The organism is Dactylosporangium siamense (assembly GCF_016862795.1).
Taxonomy (GTDB): Bacteria; Actinomycetota; Actinomycetes; order Mycobacteriales; family Micromonosporaceae; genus Dactylosporangium; species Dactylosporangium siamense.
The window spans coordinates 112,303-129,047 of record NZ_BONQ01000126.1; the positions used below are offsets into that span (position 1 = coordinate 112,303).

General features: G+C 71.2%; 12 protein-coding genes. 8 read left to right on the forward strand and 4 right to left on the reverse strand.

Features of this window, described 5'->3' with window-relative positions; genetic code table 11:
• Window positions 1-88: 88 nt before the first annotated feature.
• From Dsi01nite_RS40125 to Dsi01nite_RS40140, 4 genes are all read left to right on the forward strand, one after another.
• Entirely contained in the window at window positions 89-283 is a 195-nt protein-coding gene (locus Dsi01nite_RS40125; RefSeq protein ID WP_203851629.1) for a hypothetical protein, read from the forward strand.
• Window positions 284-440: 157 nt separating this feature from the next.
• A complete protein-coding gene (locus Dsi01nite_RS40130; RefSeq protein ID WP_203851630.1) occupies window positions 441-965 on the forward strand; it encodes a MauE/DoxX family redox-associated membrane protein in 525 nt (174 codons plus the stop codon).
• A gap of 225 nt (window positions 966-1,190) precedes the next feature.
• A complete protein-coding gene (locus Dsi01nite_RS40135; RefSeq protein WP_203851631.1) occupies window positions 1,191-2,801 on the forward strand; it encodes an AfsR/SARP family transcriptional regulator in 1,611 nt (536 codons plus the stop codon).
• Window positions 2,802-2,900: 99 nt separating this feature from the next.
• Window positions 2,901-3,512, forward strand: coding sequence for a hypothetical protein (locus tag Dsi01nite_RS40140; protein WP_203851632.1), 612 nt, complete (start codon window positions 2,901-2,903; stop codon window positions 3,510-3,512).
• A 17-nt stretch (window positions 3,513-3,529) separates the two neighbouring features.
• On the opposite strand, the gene Dsi01nite_RS40145 is transcribed toward Dsi01nite_RS40140, so the two are convergent.
• From Dsi01nite_RS40145 to Dsi01nite_RS59005, 4 genes are all read right to left on the reverse strand, one after another.
• On the reverse strand, window positions 3,530-4,015 hold the full coding sequence (locus Dsi01nite_RS40145) for a hypothetical protein (protein WP_203851633.1): 486 nt from the start codon (window positions 4,013-4,015) through the stop codon (window positions 3,530-3,532).
• A 167-nt stretch (window positions 4,016-4,182) separates the two neighbouring features.
• The gene (locus tag Dsi01nite_RS40150) at window positions 4,183-5,535 is read right to left on the reverse strand and encodes an Nramp family divalent metal transporter (protein ID WP_203851634.1); all 1,353 of its coding nucleotides are present in this window, start codon (window positions 5,533-5,535) and stop codon (window positions 4,183-4,185) included.
• Window positions 5,536-5,788: 253 nt separating this feature from the next.
• Complete coding sequence (locus Dsi01nite_RS40155) at window positions 5,789-6,724, reverse strand: hypothetical protein (protein WP_203851635.1); 936 nt, start codon at window positions 6,722-6,724, stop codon at window positions 5,789-5,791.
• A 48-nt stretch (window positions 6,725-6,772) separates the two neighbouring features.
• The gene (locus tag Dsi01nite_RS59005) at window positions 6,773-7,036 is read right to left on the reverse strand and encodes a DddA-like double-stranded DNA deaminase toxin (protein WP_373318931.1); all 264 of its coding nucleotides are present in this window, start codon (window positions 7,034-7,036) and stop codon (window positions 6,773-6,775) included.
• A gap of 152 nt (window positions 7,037-7,188) precedes the next feature.
• On the opposite strand from Dsi01nite_RS59005, the gene Dsi01nite_RS40165 reads away from it, so the two are divergent.
• The 4 genes from Dsi01nite_RS40165 to Dsi01nite_RS40180 all read left to right on the forward strand — a co-directional run bounded on the left by Dsi01nite_RS40165 (window position 7,189) and on the right by Dsi01nite_RS40180 (window position 16,739).
• Window positions 7,189-8,019: a GNAT family N-acetyltransferase gene (locus Dsi01nite_RS40165; RefSeq protein ID WP_239136519.1), complete on the forward strand. Its 831-nt coding sequence runs from the start codon at window positions 7,189-7,191 to the stop codon at window positions 8,017-8,019.
• 27 nt (window positions 8,020-8,046) lie between these two features.
• Window positions 8,047-8,673 carry a polysaccharide deacetylase family protein gene (locus Dsi01nite_RS58495; protein ID WP_275423451.1) on the forward strand — a complete coding sequence of 209 codons (627 nt, stop codon included), beginning with the start codon at window positions 8,047-8,049 and terminating at the stop codon, window positions 8,671-8,673.
• A gap of 118 nt (window positions 8,674-8,791) precedes the next feature.
• Entirely contained in the window at window positions 8,792-9,208 is a 417-nt protein-coding gene (locus Dsi01nite_RS40175; RefSeq protein ID WP_203851639.1) for a hypothetical protein, read from the forward strand.
• Window positions 9,209-9,461: 253 nt separating this feature from the next.
• Window positions 9,462-16,739, forward strand: a complete 7,278-nt coding sequence (locus Dsi01nite_RS40180; protein ID WP_203851640.1) for a SpvB/TcaC N-terminal domain-containing protein — start codon at window positions 9,462-9,464, stop codon at window positions 16,737-16,739.
• Window positions 16,740-16,745 lie beyond the last annotated feature (6 nt).

Below are 16,745 nucleotides of genomic sequence, written 5' to 3' on the forward strand. Positions count from 1 at the left end.
CCACATCCTGGCGGTTTCGCGATATACGGCTCGTATCGCCGGAATGTGCCGGTCCTCCCTAGCGTGACCTGGACGAAAGGAGGGCCAAATGGTCAAGACCATGAACGCTGTCAGCGACCGGCTGCTGAGCATTGTTGCCCCTAAGGCAAAGGCTCAGGCGGCGTGTTTCGCGGGCGGCCACGGCTGCAACTACTGCGGCGCCGGCGCTTACCAGTACTGGTGGCGCATCTACTGCGAGGGTCAGGGCGTCACCACGTACTACAACCCGTGCGGTAGCTGCTAAAAGAGTGATCGATGCCGGCCGTGCCTGTTGCACATCGAACAGGCACGGCCGGTGCCAGTTTGTGGCGTGACAACTCCGCCACGGACAGAACCCCGGTGAGCGCCGGATGTATCGGGATTGTGCGTGATGTGTGCCGGGCGCTCGTAGCGTGCCGGGCATGGGGTATGTGGCGTTCGGTGCCCAGGTGCTGCTCTGCGTGACCTTCGCGGTCGCGGCGGTGGCGAAGCTGCGTGACCTGGCCGGTTTCCGGGAGTCCCTGGACCGGCTGCTGCCGCTCGCGCACACGTTGCCGGCGGGCACCAGGATGACGGCGGCTGCCGTGGTACCGGTGGCCGAGTTGACGATCGCGGCGCTGCTCGTGGTTCCGGGCGCGGCGACCATCGGTACCGTGGCCGCACTGCTGATGACGGTCGGCTTCACCGCCGTGGTCGGGCTGGCCCTGCGACGCGGGGACCGGGCACCGTGCCGGTGCTTCGGGGCGTCGGAGCGGCGGCTGGGACCGCAGCACCTCGTGCGCAACGTCCTCCTCACGGTGTTCGCGGCGCTGGGCCTGGCGGGCGGCGCGACCGAGCCCGCCGGTCTCCTCGTCGCCGGGTTCGCCGGGGTCGTCGGGGCGCTGTTGGTGGTGTGGGCCGACGACATCGCGGGACTGTTCGGCCCCGGCCCGGCGTATCGACGGTGACCGTGTTGCGGCCGGCCGGGTGCGCCGGCGTCCTGCTCGCCCTCCAAGATCCCAGGTCAGCGGCGTGATGCCGCGCCCGCCCGGGTGAAGCACCGCGGGTCTGCGCTGTTTCCGGTAGGTGGCAGGGTCTTTACAATCGCTCGCTCTTTTGCGAACTTTGCAGCAGATATTGAACGATGTCGTGCAAGTCCATGACGACAATCTGTCTGTATACGGGGAGCGTTCGTGAAATTTCAGCTGCTCGGACCGGTTACAGTGCGATGCGGTGCGGAGTCCCTGCCGCTCGGACCCGGCAAACAACGGGCGCTGCTGGTGGCGTTGCTGCTCGACCGGGGCCATGTCGTGCCGATGGAACGGCTCCTCGAAGTGCTGTGGGACGGCGAACCGCCCAACTCGGCCGTCTCCAACATCCGCACGTACGCCTCCCGGCTGCGCGGCACGATCATCGACGGGTGGCGGCGCCCCCGGGTGCACGGCCGCACCCCCGGATACCTGATCGAGGTCGACGACGACGAACTGGACACGGCCGTCTTCGCGAACCTGGCCGGCGCCGGCCACGCCGCACTCGCCGACGGCAAGGCCGACCGGGCGGCGACGTACTTCCGGGACGCGCTGGACCTCTGGCACGGCGCGGCGGGTGAGGACGTGCCGCGCTCCAGGTGCCTCGACCGGCGGCTGTCCGCGCTGGACGAGCAGCGCCTCGTGGTCGTCGAAGAGTGGATCAACGCGCGGCAGCAGACGCATGGCGACGCGGACCTGATCGCCGACCTGCGCCAGCTCACCGAGAGCCACCCGCTGCGGGAACGGCTCTGGGGGCAACTGGTGCTGGCGTTGTACCGGGTCGGTGACGTCGGCGCCGCGCTGGCCGCGTTCCAGCGGGCCCGCACCGTGCTGATCGAGGATCTCGGCGTCGAACCCGGGCCGGACCTGGTCCAGTTGCACCAGGCCGTGCTGGCCCGGGACCCGGCGCTGGGCGGGCCGGTCGCGCATCCCCGGGCGCTGCGGCGGCCGGTCGGCGCGCCGCGGCCCGTGGTCACCATCTGGACGCCGCGGGAACTGCCGGTCACGGCACCGACGCTGATCGGGCGGGACCGGGAGGTCGCCTCGGTCGTCGCCACCGTCGCGACGCGCTGCGGCGAGGGCACGGTGCCGGCCGGGGAGCCGGTGGGGATGCCGGCCGGCGTGCCTGCGGGGATGCCGACCGTCGTGGCGATCCACGGGCCGAGCGGGGCCGGCGCGTCGGCGGTCGCGATCCGGGCCGCGACGGAGCTGATCCCGGTGTTCCCCGACGGTCAGCTGTACGCCGACCTGCGCACGGCGGGTGCGGCACAGGTGCTCGGCTGGTTCCTGCGGGCCCTGGGCACCCCGGCGGGCCAGGTGCCCAGCGACGTCGAGGAGGCGGCGGCCCGGTTCCGTTCCGCGTCGGCGGACCGGCGATTACTCGTCCTGCTGGACAACGCCACCGACGAGGCGCAGGTGCGGCCGCTACTGAGCGCGACGAGCGGCAGCGCCGCCATCGTCACCAGCGCGCGGAAGCTCGCGGCGCTGGACGCGACCGCGCACGTCGAGGTGGCGCCGCTGGGCGACGACGACGCGATCCGTCTGCTGGCCACATTGTCGGGCACGGGCATCCGCTCGGCGGCCAACCCTTCGCTGCAGACGCTCGTCGAGCTGTGCGGTGGCCTGCCGCTCGCGCTGCGCATCGTGGCGGCCCGGCTGGCCAGCGCCCCCGACGTGCCCCTCGAACGGATCGCCGCGGAGCTGGTCACCGAGCGCCACCGCTTCCGCGCGCTGTCCTGCGGTGACCTGCGCATCTCGTACCGGTCCGCGGCCTGACACCGGCGGCGCCACGTCGGCTTCGTCAGCGACATCGGGACCCGTTCGCCGGCGAGCGCGGGTCCCACCAGCCGGTCGATGCGCGCTATCGTCTCGGTCATGTTGCGTCGGATCATGGCCATGGCCTCGTGTGGTGTCGTCCTCGCCGGCTGCAATGGACCGGCCGGAGCTGGCACCGCACAGCCCACGGCATCGCCGGCGCAACGCTCGATTCAGGCCCGCTGGTGGGAGTGGGCCGCCACCGAAGCCGTCGACACGAATCCGGTTGCCGACCGCACCGGCACTCACTGCGCACGCAACCAGTCCGGTGACGTGTGGTTCCTTGCCGGCACGTTCGGCGGTCAGGTGCAGCGGCGTTGCACTGTGCCGCTCGGCGTGCGACTTGTCGCGCCCGCGATCAACCTGGTCAGTGGCGAAGAAGACGACTGCCGCAGCTACATGGCCGGCGTCACCGGCACGATCCAGCTCGACGGCGCGGAGGTGCCTCTCGAGCGGATCGAGCACGAAGCCATCACGTTCATCGCCGGGCCGGGCAACCCGGTCACCGACACCTCGGGCAAGACCCGAGGTGTCGCATGCGGACTCTGGGCCCGGATCGATCCACCCGGTGCAGGCGAGCACAAGGTCCGCATCCAAGGGAAGTCGGGCACCTTCGAGGTGGATGCGCAGTACACGTTGGTGGTGACGGTAACGAGCCAGTCCGCGGCGTGAGCGGACATGGTCCCTGCCTATGCACGGTCCGGGCTGCCTCCCGCATGCTGATCCATGCCAGGATCCGAATTCGCCCAATGGAAGCGTGGCTGCACGACGAGCAACCCCATCACGATGTGCATCAGCATCACGGCCAGTAGCGCCCTCGTGTCACCGGCCGTGCCCAACAGGGTAAGCGCCAGCGCGGGCAGCACGAACACTCCGAGTGCGGACAGGCGAAACCAGAACCGTTGCAGGTCCGCCGCCACGGCCCGCAGCAGCATCAGCTCACCGGCAGCCAGCACTACAGCCGCGATATGCAGCGGCATCGTCCAGACGACACCAAGGATCACGACCCCGATGATGCTGAACGCGCGGTCGCCCTCCGCTGCCGCGAGCATCGACAGCGTGCCGAGGTCGAGTGCGATGTAGACAAGGACGTGCCCGGACAGCCACAAGCACCATGACGCATCTTCGATCCTGCGCAGGGTTGAGCACCGGGAAACGAAGGCAGGGGACGTCATGCGATCACCGCAACATGCGGTGGCCTACCGCGCCGGTGCGTTGGTGCGTCCAGATCGGCTGCCCCGCGCCGGCCGACCCGTTCTTGAACACGTTCATATTCTGCACCTGGGCTTGGCCCTGACGCAACAAAGTGGGTCCGGAACCCACCGAGCCACCACGTCCCTGCTCAGTCGAAGAGCTTGCCGATCTGATCGCGGAAGGTCAGCGCCGACAGCACCCCGAACAGTGCGATCGACCAGACGAGCGCGACGAGCCGCACACCCCGGACCCGGATCGGTGCGGGCAGGATCCTGCGATTGATCAGGATCAGCAGACCGGAGTACAGGAACATCATGAAACCACCGACGACGGCCGCGATGACCAGCAGCAGGATCGGCTGGCTGAAACCCACCAGCAGCACGACGACGCCCAGACCGACGAGACCCCAGACGAGCCAGGCATAGACCTTGCTCTCGTTGGCCTCCCGCGCATAGGAGGTCTTGATGACGTCGGCCGCCAGCCGGCTGGTGTAGTCGACGATGCCGAGGGCGGCAGCGAACAGCGAGAACGCCCCCACACCCCAGAAGAGGTACCGGAACCACGACCCGACCCGGTCTCCCAGCACCTGTCCCTCGGTCTCCAGGAACCCGATGTTGTTGGCCAGACCCTCGCGCCCGAAAACGGTGGAGTACGCCAGCAACGACGTGAACAGAATCGTCACGAACGTGATGAGGACGAACGTGACCAGCTGTTCGACGTTGGCGAACCGCCACCAGCCGCGCCACCGCCTGAGGTTTTCCGAGGTGGGCGCGAAGACGTAGCCGGTGCTCGGCGCGGCCTCCGGCTGCCCGGTCACGGGACTGACGAGCCGCGGAACGTAGGTGCCCATCCCGTACCGCTTGTCCCGGATCCAGTTCGACTGCACGAGATTCTGCCCACCACCGGCCCCGGCGAACGCCAACGCGCCGAGCAGCAGCGCGAAGCCCAACTCGTCCACCGGGATCCGCGGCTGCGTCACGATCCGGGGGGCGTCGCTCCACGTCGCCGCCCCGATGGCCACGACAGCCGCGACGACGAACAGGGTCAGCACCGCGGCCACCTTGAGCATCTGCGCCCGTTCGAGCGCCACGTACACCACCGGCGCCAGCGTCAGGATCAACCCGATCACGACCAGCATGACCATCGCGATCCAGCGCGGCTCGCCGCCGAACAGGTACGTGGTCAGGGTCGCCGAGCTGGTGACCCATCCGGGCCACAGATTGGCGAAGTAGGTCAGCACCGCGAAGACCAGCCCCCAGTGCCGCCAGTAACGGCTGAACCCGGTGAGCGCGGTCTCCCCGGTGGCGAGCGTGTACCGCTCGATCTCCATGTTGAGGAAGTACTGCGTGACCAGCCCCACCATCGCCGCCCACACGAAGACCAACCCGACCTGCGAGGCGATGAACGGGAACAGAATGAACTCCCCGGACGCCAGCCCGACCCCTGCGGCGATGATGCCCGGACCGATCATCCGCCAGTAGCGCCGGGGCTCCTCAGGCATCTCCCTGACCTGAGGCCGGGGCAGGTGTCGACTCGGAAAGGCATCCGCGACAGTCGCTGATCCGATGTCGCGGGGCAGGTCCGCACGCTCGCTGGTCGCCACATCTCCTCCTCGGCCGACATCTATCACGGTCACTTGGATGCCACGCCGTGTCAAACGCTCAGCCCAAATGGCAGGCCTCCGCGACCGGCCCGGTGCGGGGCAGGCCCGACATTGTGGTCGTCCGAGGGTTGGGCGGCAATGACCGTGGTTGTCAACGGGTCAGCCGTTGCCACCAATCGGTAATTCCGTCGGTGTGGTGGTTGAGCCACCAAATCCAAGGAAGCTGCTGCGACAGCGCATTCACAGCCGGCATCGGCAGCCCATCCAGCACGCTCCGCAACTCTTGCGGCACATCCTCTTCGGTGAGGTTGAGCCAGGCGATCACACCACCGAGCCGGATCCCCACCGGCGAAGCCGGATCCGACCAGATCGCCCGCGACCACGCCAGTGCCTCCGGAACCCGGTCCAGCTCCCTGAGATGCTGCGCGATGCACAGGACAAGAATCATGCGCACCGCCGCGTCGGTCTCGGCCGCAAGCCGTCGCCGCAACATTCCGATCAGGCCCTGATCGAGCGGCAAGGCGGTGACCAACACATACGCCGCGAGGCCCCGGACCTGCGGATCGTCGTCGTCCAGCATGGTGACCAGAAGGTCGGTGTCGCGCCCGACCATCAACCTTGCGGCTCCAACAGCCCAGTTCTCGAAATAGCCAAAGGCGTCGTAGCCCGGCACCGGTTGCATCGTCCACAGCATCGACGGGCGCATCTCCATCTCCATCGTGAACTCCCGCGACAGGTCCCCGACAAGTTGCAGCACATCAGCACGCGACCGACACGCCGTATCCGCCGCGATACGGAGCAACATCGGCACGACGAAGGCACCTGACGCACCCGTGTTGCCCTCGCCGCACACCAGCCACCCGAGACGGGCCAGCGCCTCATCCAGATCAGCGGCGCCGCTCCCACGCACGCCCTCGATCGCATCACGAACCTCGGACGGCAGCAGCCCGTTGTCACGCAACGTCTCCCACACCGGGTCGTCCACGTCCAACGGACCGGCCGGGACACCCGCCACGAGCGTCCGCACATCGAACTGGGTCAGCCACGGCAGGTCCCGCTCGTCAGGCACCCAATCGCCCTGCGCCACCCGTCACTCCCTCGTCGGCCATGAACAGCGCGAGATGCCCATCACGGGCTAGCTTCGACCCCAGATCCGCGGCCCCAGCGGACGGTTGGGACCACTGTGCCAGATCGTCATCGAGCTTCGCCTCGGCAGCAGCTCCGCAATATTCGGTACGCACCCGTGCGGGAAGCCACCGGTTGGGCAAACACCTGCAGAGCTGTTGATTACCACGTTGACGTGGCGAGGTCGGCTTCCCGAAACCGGGTCCACACGGTGAACCGCCGATGCACCGTCGAGTGGAACACCCCGAAGAACGCCGCGGGCGGCTTCCGCCACGAACAGCCCGCCTGCACCATGGACGCGATCGCCGCGAGGTCAGCCAGGTCGTCCGCTCGGCGCTTCCCACCACCCTGAGGACGTTTCGCAGCGAACCACTCTTGGGTCAAATACGGTGGCGGCCGGGGCGGCCTGCCCGCAAGGATCGACCTGTGATCGACCGGATTCATTGCCTGACGCTCGACGATCTCCCTGACTGCCTCGCTCTGGCCCAGGACCGCGAGTGGCTGCCCGAGGAGCACAAGTGGCGGCTGCTGTTCGACGTCGGCACCGTGTACGGCCTTCGCAACGAGGCCGGCGAACTGGTCGGCACCGCGATCCTCACCCGGTACGGCACCCGACTCGCGGCGATCAGCATGGTGCTCGTCGCGGCCCGCTACGGCGGCCGGGGCCTCGGCCGACTGCTGATGCAACATGCGCTGGCCGAAGCGGGCGACGCGACGGTGTTCCTCAACGCGACCGAGCACGGCCGCCCACTCTACGAGAAGCTCGGCTTCGTCTCGGTCGGCACGACCTACACGCATGTGGGTCGATTTGAGCCGTCGGCGGGTCCAGCCGGGTCGCGACCGGCGGTTCCGGGCGACCTCCCGGCGATCCTCAAGCTCGACGCAGAGGTCAACGGTGCCGATCGCAGCCACCTTGTGGAGCGGCTGCCGGGCTTCGCCGAGCAGCTCCGCGTTGTCGTGCGAGGACGCGCGGTCAGCGGGTACGCCGGCGCTTGGCGCAACGTCGACAACGTCCTCATCGGCCCCGTCCTCGCAGCGACCGTCAACGACGCGAAGACGTTGATCGCCGATCTCGCCGCAACGATCCGCGGACCGGTGCGACTCGACCTCGACGACCAGTATCCGCAGCTGCGCGAATGGGCGACGCAGCATGCAGTCCCGGTACGGAACTCCACGGCCGTGATGGTGCGCGGCGCCCGACCGTTACCGGGTGATCGCGGCCGCTGGTTCATCCCGGTGATGCAGGCGCTCGGCTGAACACGAGTTGGCGCCCGGTTACTGGCAATGCCGCACTGCCGGACGGTTGACAGCACCACGGGCTTCCCGCGATGCTCACCGCGCGGGACACCGTCGCGTCCGGCCGTGGCGGTCAGGTCAGTGCCGGTGGCGGCGCGGCAGCCCGCCCCGACAACACCTCCGACGGCGTCGAGCGCCGTCCCCTCGGCCCCCGTCCCGGTGCCTGCCGTCACTGCCGGCACCGGCCCGGCCGGATCGTTGCGCACCACTGAGTCGGCCATGGTTGCGTTGACCTTCGACGACGGCCCGTGGGAGGACACCCCCGCGGTGCTGGACCTGTTGGCCCAGCACCACATCAAGGCGACGTTCTGCATGGTCGGCAGGCAGGTCGCCGCGCACGCCGCACTGGTACAGCGGATGGCGGCCGAGGGACACACCCTGTGCAACCACACGTGGAGCCACGACGAGATGCTGCCGTCCCGCCCCGCCGACCGGATCAGGACCGAGCTGCAACGCACCAACGACGCGATCCACGCGGTCGTACCCGGTGCGCCGATCCGCTACTACCGCGCCCCCGGTGGCAACTTCACGCCGCAGGTCGTGAGCGTCGCGGCCGGCATACCGTCACCGCGCTGCGAACGATCCTGCCCGACCTGGCCAGCCGGTTCACACTGAACGCCCTCCCGGTCGCCGATCCCGATACCAACACCTGACAGTGCGGCGTCCAGCGGCCAGCACGAACCCGGGCACCAGCGACCCCGCCTCGTGGACATCCGCGACATACGCTCCACTCATGCGCACTGTGTTCGTGTTCCCTGCAGGTGAACGAGCCGACACCGTCGCCTCACTTGATCGGCACCTGCCACAGCAGCGCGATCCGTGGACTCTGGCCGGCAACCTCTACATCAACATCGACGACGAGCAGACCGGCCACCTCTTCGCTGACTGGGACCCCGACGACGTGGCGGTCCTCGAAGCGACCGTCGGACACCGCCCCACCTGGGCGGTCCAGATCGACATCTCTGGGCGGATCGACGGCACCGCGGAGGTTCACCAACTGGTCGCGCTGCTGCTCGAGGGCGGAGGCGTAGCGATTGACGACTACTCCGCCCATCCCTGGACCCTGCAGGAAATCGAGTCCGGAGCCGTGATCGGCAGTCTGCGCTTCTTCGACTCTCGCGCCTACCACGAACTCCACCGCGAACACTGACGTTCAGGGCTCGGTTGCCGCTCACGCGCAAGTTCAGAGAAGGGACCGGGACGAGGTGGTTACCGTCTCGGGCGTGACATACGCCATGTCGTGTGACAAGGACTGACACGCCGGAATTCTGGGCCAGGCGCCGGGCCCACTGTCCGGTTGGCGACAGCTCCGCCGGTATCACGGCCGCGGTAGGACGCGTCCTCTGACCGATGTCCTCGACCGGCGCCGCCGGCCTTGGACCTCCCGGACTGGAGGTCGACAGATGGCAACCGACGAGGCATTCCCGCACGTGCTGTCACTGCCCACCGGCGGTGCGCCGGCGCGCGGGTTTGACCCGCTGATCGGGGTGGATCCGGCAACCGGCGCCGCGACGATGAGCGTGCCGGTCCACACGACCCCGGCCAGGGGCACCGGTCCGCGGCTGACACTGGAGTACGCCGCCGGCGGCGGCAACGGCCCGTTCGGCCCCGGCTGGACGCTGGCGCCGCAGGCGATCGGCCGGATGACCAACCGGGGCGTCCCGCGGTACGACAGCACCGACACGTTCACGTTGACCGGGATCGGCCGGCTGACCCCGGCGCTCGACGCCGCCACCGGCCGGCCGGACCGCCGGACGCTGGACGGCTGGAGCGTGACGACCTATCAAGCCGTCGACGACGGCGCGCTGCCGCTGGTCGAGCGCTGGGCGGGCGAGCACGGCGAGCACTGGCGGGTGGTCAGCAACGACGGGACCACCACCGTGTTCGGCCGCGGCGACGCCGCGCGTGTCCGCGACCCCGACGACCCGCGCCGGGTCTTCCAATGGCTGGCGGAGGAGAGCGTCGACGCGCACGGCAACGCCATGCGGTTCACGTACAAGGCGGAGGACGGCGCCGCGGTCCGCGAGGAGGTGTTCGAGCGGGGCCGGGTCCGCACCGCCTACCGCTACCCGGAACGGATCGAGTACGGCAGCACGCCGCACGGCCACGCGTACGAGGTCGTGTTCGACTACGGCGAGCACGATGTCGACGGCCCGGACCCGTACACCCCGACGAGACCGTGGCCCGAGCGGGCGGACCCGTTCTCCGGGTACGCGGCCGGCTTCGAGATCCGCACGTACCGCCTGTGCCGGGGCGTGCTGGTGTTCCACCGCCTCCCCGAGCTCGGCGGCCGGCCGTCGCTGGTCGCCGCGACCCGGTTCGGCTACCGCGAGGACCCGCACGGCAGCCTGCTCACCTCGGTGTCGCTGACCGGCTTCGGACCCGAGACGCAGCAGGCGTCCCTGCCGCCGCTGCGGTTCACCTACACCGACTACGCGCCGGACCCGGTGCCCCGGTTCGAGCCGTTGCGGATCGACGGTGCGCCGGCCGCCCCGGGCTACCTGGCGCGCGGCGGGTTCCAGCCTGCCGACCTGGACGGCGTCGGGCTGCCCGGGCTGCTGCACAGCGCCGGCAACGCGGCCGTTTACTACCCGCCGCGCGGCGAGGGTCGCTACGGGGCGCCCGAGCCGCTGCCGTCGGTGCCGGACACTGACGGCCTGGCCGCGCCGGACCTGTCGGTCTCCGACCTGGACGGTGACGGTGGCCTGCAGCTGCTCGTGCTCACCCGCGCGGCGGCCGGCTGCTTCACCCGCCGCGACGGCACCTGGGCACCGTTCCGGCCGCTGCACTCGGTGCCGACCATGCTCGCCGCACCGCGCGGCGAGCTGGCCGACCTCGACGGTGACGGCCGGGCGGAGCTGGTGTTCGTCGGTCGGGACTCGGTCGTGTACCACCCGTCGTTGGGAACCGCCGGGTTCGGTCCGGCGCTCGCCCGGCCCCGCCCGAAGGACTTCCCGGCCGCCGGCGACGGTGGCGCTGCCGGGTTCGTGACGTTTGCCGGCGCGTTCGGCGACGGTCTGGCGCACCGGATCGAGGTCCGCGACGGCGCGGTCACCGTGTGGCCGAGCCTGGGTCACGGGCGCTTCGCCGCCGCCGTCCGGCTGGCCGGAGCGCCCCGCCTGCCGGACGGGCTGACGGCCGCCGACGTCCACCTCGCCGATCTCGACGGCACCGGGACCGCCGACCTGGTCCTCGCGTTCCCGGATCACCTGCGGGTGTACCGCAACCGGTCCGGCAACGGCTTCGGTGCGCCGTTCACGGTGCCGCTGCCGGTGACCCTGGGAAGGCTCGACCAGCTCTCCTTCGCCGACGTGCGAGGCACCGGCACGACCGCGATCGTGGTGAGCCGGATGGCGCCCACGGTCGAGCACCGGTTCACCGACCTGTGCCGGGGGCAGCGGCCGAACCTGTTGCGCGGCGCCGACAACGGCACCGGCGGCAGCTGCGCGATCGGGTATGCCAGCAGCACCCGGTACCGCCTCGCCGACCAGCGGGCCGGCCGGCCGTGGTCCGGCCGGACCCCGTACCCGCAGCAGGTCGTGGCCGAACTGACCGCCGTAGACGCGGTCACCGGCGCGACGTTGCGGTGCGCGTATGACTACCACGACGGGTGGTTCGACCCGGTCGACCGCACGTTCGGCGGGTTCGGGCTGGTCGAGGCAACCCAGACCCAGCAGGGCGTCGAACCGGTCCGCACCCGCACCTGGTTGCACGTCGGCACCTCCGCCGGGGCCGCCCCGGCGCGGTACTGGGCCGGCGACCCGGACGCCTACCCGATGCCGGACTGCGTGCTGGATCCGGCGGTGCGCGCGGCCGGCGGCGACACCGTCCGGCAGGCGTTCCGCGCCCTGCGTGGGCGGTTGCTGCGGACCGAGGTGTTCGGCGCGGACCCGGTGCCGTACGCGGTCACCGCGTCCACGTACCGGGTCCGGCTGCGGCGGGCCGCCACCGCCTCCGGCCCGGGTTCGTTCCTCGTCGAACCGCGCGAGCACATCGAGTACGCCTACGAGCGCGAGCCGGCCGATCCCCGGGTGCGGCACAGCATGGTGCTGGAGTCGACCCTGGGCGATCCCGGCCCGGCGGACACCTACCGCGAACTCACCGTCAGCGTCGACTACCCGCGCCGCCCCCGGGCCGCCGGCGACGACCGCGACGTGCCGGAGCAGCGCGAACTGCGGGCCTCCGCGGAGACGGCCGAGTCCAGCCGGGTCACCGACGGCTTCCGGCGCGTCGGGGCGCCGTTGGAGCGCCGGACCGTCGACCTCGGCGGGCTGCCCGCGCCGGCCGCCGCGTACTTCACCTTCGCCGAACTGTCCACAGTGGTCGCCGCCGCGCTGGCCACGCCGATCCCGTACGGGACACCGTTCAGCGGCGCCGCGCCACAGTCCCGGCCGGCCACGGCCACCCGGATCCGGTACTGGGACGCCGTGCAGGAGCGGCCCCTGCCACCCGGCCGGGTCACGGCGGCCGCGCTGGTGCATCACCGCAGCGAGGCCGCGTTCTCCCCCGAGTGGCTCGCGGACGTGTTCGGCGATCGGGTGACGCCAGCGGAGCTGACCACCGCCGGGTACCGGCAGGACCCGGACGGCTCGTGGTGGCGACCCGGCCCGGTCATCACCTACCTCGACGCGGCCGGCTTCCACCTGCCGGCACGGGTGGACGGGCAGCCGGACGGACCGTTCCTGCGCGCCACCGCCGGCTACGACCCGCTGCTGCTGGTGCGGGTGTCGGCGACCCGGTTCGTCGACCCGGACACCCCGCTGACCGAGGTCGCCGAGGTGGACTACCGCGTCGCGGCGTCCCGGCAGGTGACCGACGCCAACGGGGTCGTCCGGCAGGTCTGCTACGACCCGTTGGGCCGGGTCGCGGCCACGTCCGTCTTCAAGGGCGGCACCGGCGACGGCGACCTGGCAGGCTACCGGCTCCGTCCGCCGGCACCGGTCGACCGGGTCCTCGCGGATCCGGGACACTACCTGCAGCGGGCCGCGACGTACCACGGCTACGACGACACGGCCCGGCCGGCGGCCGGCGTCACGTTGACGCGGCCCGGCTTCGTCAGCGACCCGGGGCCGGCCGGCCTGGTCGAGGCGCAGGTCGCGTACGCCGACGGGTTCGGCCGCGTGACGCAGCGGCGGACCGCCGCCGAGGGCGGCCGCTGGATCGTCTCCGGCAGCACGGCCCGGACCATCTCCGGTCTGTCCACCGAGGACCGCCTGCCGTGGCACGGCGCCGGGCCGGGGTTCGGCCTGGACGGCGCCGCGCCGCCGCACGTGTCGTTGCGCGATCCGCTGGGCCGGCCGGTGCACGAACGGACGCCGAAGGGCTTCCTGGGCCGCACCGTGCACCGGCCGTGGCGGCGGGAGGTCTCCGACGCCGACGACACCGTCCTGGAGTCGCCGTACTACGTCGAGTTCATGGCGGCCTACCCACCGGACCCGACCCCGGCCCAGCGGGCGGAGAAGGACGCGCTGGACAAGGCGGCCCGGTTCGCCGGCACCCCGACCGTCAGTGTCCTCGACGTCCGCGGCAACCCGGTCCGGCTGGTCGAGGACGCGCTCGGCGACGTCGGCGCGGACGCGTTCACCGCCATCGCCGGGGACGGCAGCGCGGCGCTGCGCGAGGACCTGATCGGCCGCGGCTACCTGGCCGACACCGGCGGCCGGACCGCGGTGACCGCCGCGTTCCGCCCGTACCGGCCCGGGTTCGCGTTGCGCCTGGACCCGGCGTTCCAGCCGTACGCAGAGGCGGTCACGGACCTGCTGCGCACGGCGGTGCTCACCAGCGTCGCCGGCTTCGACGGTCAGGGGCGGCTGGTCCGCGCGATGGACCCGCGCCTGCACCGCTGCGGGGTGGACTCGGCCGCCTATGCGTACCCGATGGGCGCCGCCGAGCCGGCGCTGGCGGCGAGCGCGGACGCGGGTCCGCGGCGGCTGCTGGCCGACGGCCGGGGCCGCCCGGTCGCCGAATGGGACGGCCGGGACGTCCGGACCGACCGCACCTTCGACGGCCTCGACCGTCCACTGACGACAGTGGTGGCGGGTCGGCTCGCCGAGTGCATGACCTACGGCGAGCACCGGCCGGATCCGTCCGGAGCGAACCTCAACGGGCGCCTGTACCTCGTCCGGGACGGCAGCGGCACGGTGTGCACCCCGCGCTACGCGATCACCGGTGAGGCGGTCGAGTCGCAACGGCGGTACACCCTGGACCACACGACCGCCGTCGACTGGTCCGGCGACGTCCCGCTCGACCCGGAGCCGTACCGGACGCTGCTGCGCTACGACGCGCGCGGCCGGCTGGTCGACCGGGTCACGCCGGACGGGCTGATCATGCTGCTGGGCTACCACGTCTCCGGGCGGCTCGCGACGGTCGCCGGCACCGACGCCGGCGGGACCGTGACCCGCTACCTGACCGACGCGGGGTACACGGCCGCCGGCGAGCGGGCGCGCACGGTGTACGGCGACGGCGCGGTCCAGGTCGCCACGCACGAGGAGACGACGGGCCGGCTGCTGGACCTGGTCACCACCGGCCGGGACGGTGCCGTGCTCCAGCGGGTCCACCACGCCTACGACCCGGTCGGCAACGTCACCTGGACCGGCGACCACACTCCCGGCCTGGTCTTCGCCGCGCCGCAGCCGGAGGCGGTCGGCGACTTCCGCTACGACGGCATCTACCGGCTGCTCCGCGCGACCGGGCTGCAGCATCCCGGCATCGACGCCACGACGTACGCGACCGGCTTCAAGCAGAGTCTCGCGGCCGGGCTGGACGACCCGGCCGCGGTGCTGGTGCCGTACACCGAGACGTACACCTACGACGACGCCGGCAACCTGCTGTCGGTGCAGCACGACGCGAGCGTCTCGTTCCGGCGCGCCACGCCGGTGCAGCCGACCTCGAACCGGCTCGCCGGCACCGCCTACGACGGCGGCGGCAACCCGCTGTCCGTCACGGTCGATGGCCCGGTTGCGTTGACCTGGGACGACCAGGGTCGGCTGGCGCACACCTCGCCGGCGCGGCGACCCGGTGGCGGCAGCGAGCGCACCTGGTTCGGCTATGACGCCGAGGGCATCCGGACCCGGACCGTGGTCGAACGGTTCGACCCGGCCGGCGGCCTGGTGGCGACCGTCGAGACGCGGACCATCGGCGGCTGGTCGCAGGAGCGCGTCGACGGCGCGGTGGCCGGATCCCGGCTGTGGCTGGCGCCGGCCGGTCGGCCGCTCGTCGAGGTCGGCCCGGCGGTGTCCTTTCAGGTCGGTGACCGGCTCGGCTCGGTCAGTCTCGAGCTCGACGGCGGGACCGGCGGGGTGACCTCGTTCGAGGCGTACTTCCCGTACGGTGGCAGCACCGTGGTGGCCGGACCGTCCGGTCCGGACAAGACCGACCGGTTCACCGGACAGACCGCCGATGACAGCACCAGCCTGTACCGGTTTCCGGCCCGCTACCAGGCGCCTTGGCTCGGTCGGTTCGTCGAACCGGACCCGTCCGGCCCGCTCGACGGGTTGAACCTGTATGCGTACACCGGCGGCAACCCGCTCACCTTCGTCGACCCGACGGGCCGGGGCCACGAGGACCCGGACCCGGACCAGCCCTCGGTCCAGAGCATCACACACAGCTTTGCCGGCGGCCTGTATTACGCGTTGATGAACAGCCTGAACCACGCCTTCGTGCTCGCGCCGGAGGCCCTCCGGCAGAAATTCGGCGGCACCCCGGAAGAGCGCCAGATCGCGGCGGCGAACGCCGCCGCCCGGCGCGACGAACTCAAGCTCATATATGTGTTCGGCATTCCGCGTCTCTACGGCGTCGATCCGGACGCCTACCTGCCGACCGAGGTCAGCGAGTTCCTCCAACCGACCCGGTGGCCCCTGTCCACGTACGACCTGCCGTATTACGGCTCGGCCATGAACGATCGCGTGCGCGCGGCGGTGGAACGGCCGGAGACCTACGCGGCGACGGCCGGCAACATCGTCGGTTCGGCCCTCACCGTCGGCTCCGTGCTCGGGGTCGGCCGGCACCTCGCGCTGCGCGTCCTTCCGGCGATGCTGGCGTGGACGGTCCCGGGCCGGATCGCCACGGTGGCGCTGTCGGTGACGCTCGCCGCGATCGGTCGTGCCGCCGAGAACGACCAGGTGTGGGCCGCCTACCAGCGCGACCTCGCCGACCAGCCCTGGCACACACGCAACTCCCAGTACTACTACGACACGTACCTGCACGGCGCCCGCCGCACCGAACTGTTCATGCAGCACCAGGAGCAGCAGACCAACGCCAACCGCCCCGACGACAGCACGATCTTCGGCATCGCCGCCGGCCTGCTGGTCCTACGCGTCCTTGCGTTGCGGTGGACCGACCCGCGGAGAGCGTTGCGCCACACCCTCGGCCCGATCCCCTACGGCACCCCGGTCCCGTTCATGTTGACCGGATCGCCCGATCCGGCGGACAGGATCCCACCGGCCCGGCCCGCCCTCCTCGTGGCGCCGCCTGCCAACACGCTCACCCGCGTGGACCGATACGACCGTGCGCAGGCGGGCGCGTTGACGCATCACTGGTCCCGTTCCCTCCCCGGACGCGTCCGCTTCCCGGTAGCGGCGCGCTTCGCCGGACTCGCCGGACTCGGCGGACTCGGCGCCGCCGCCGTCCAGGCCGCCGCTTCGCAGCTCAGCAACGGCCACCGCAATCTCAGCAACAAGTAACTGGAG

Coding starts and splice junctions, on each gene's coding strand:
- Dsi01nite_RS40140 (WP_203851632.1), top strand. CDS start 2,901: ATGTTGCGTCGGATCATGGCCATGGCCTCGTGTGGTGTCGTCCTCGCC.
- Dsi01nite_RS40150 (WP_203851634.1), bottom strand. CDS start 5,535: ATGCCTGAGGAGCCCCGGCGCTACTGGCGGATGATCGGTCCGGGCATC.
- Dsi01nite_RS40175 (WP_203851639.1), top strand. CDS start 8,792: ATGCGCACTGTGTTCGTGTTCCCTGCAGGTGAACGAGCCGACACCGTC.
- Dsi01nite_RS40145 (WP_203851633.1), bottom strand. CDS start 4,015: ATGACGTCCCCTGCCTTCGTTTCCCGGTGCTCAACCCTGCGCAGGATC.
- Dsi01nite_RS58495 (WP_275423451.1), top strand. CDS start 8,047: ATGCCGCACTGCCGGACGGTTGACAGCACCACGGGCTTCCCGCGATGC.
- Dsi01nite_RS40125 (WP_203851629.1), top strand. CDS start 89: ATGGTCAAGACCATGAACGCTGTCAGCGACCGGCTGCTGAGCATTGTT.
- Dsi01nite_RS40130 (WP_203851630.1), top strand. CDS start 441: ATGGGGTATGTGGCGTTCGGTGCCCAGGTGCTGCTCTGCGTGACCTTC.
- Dsi01nite_RS40180 (WP_203851640.1), top strand. CDS start 9,462: ATGGCAACCGACGAGGCATTCCCGCACGTGCTGTCACTGCCCACCGGC.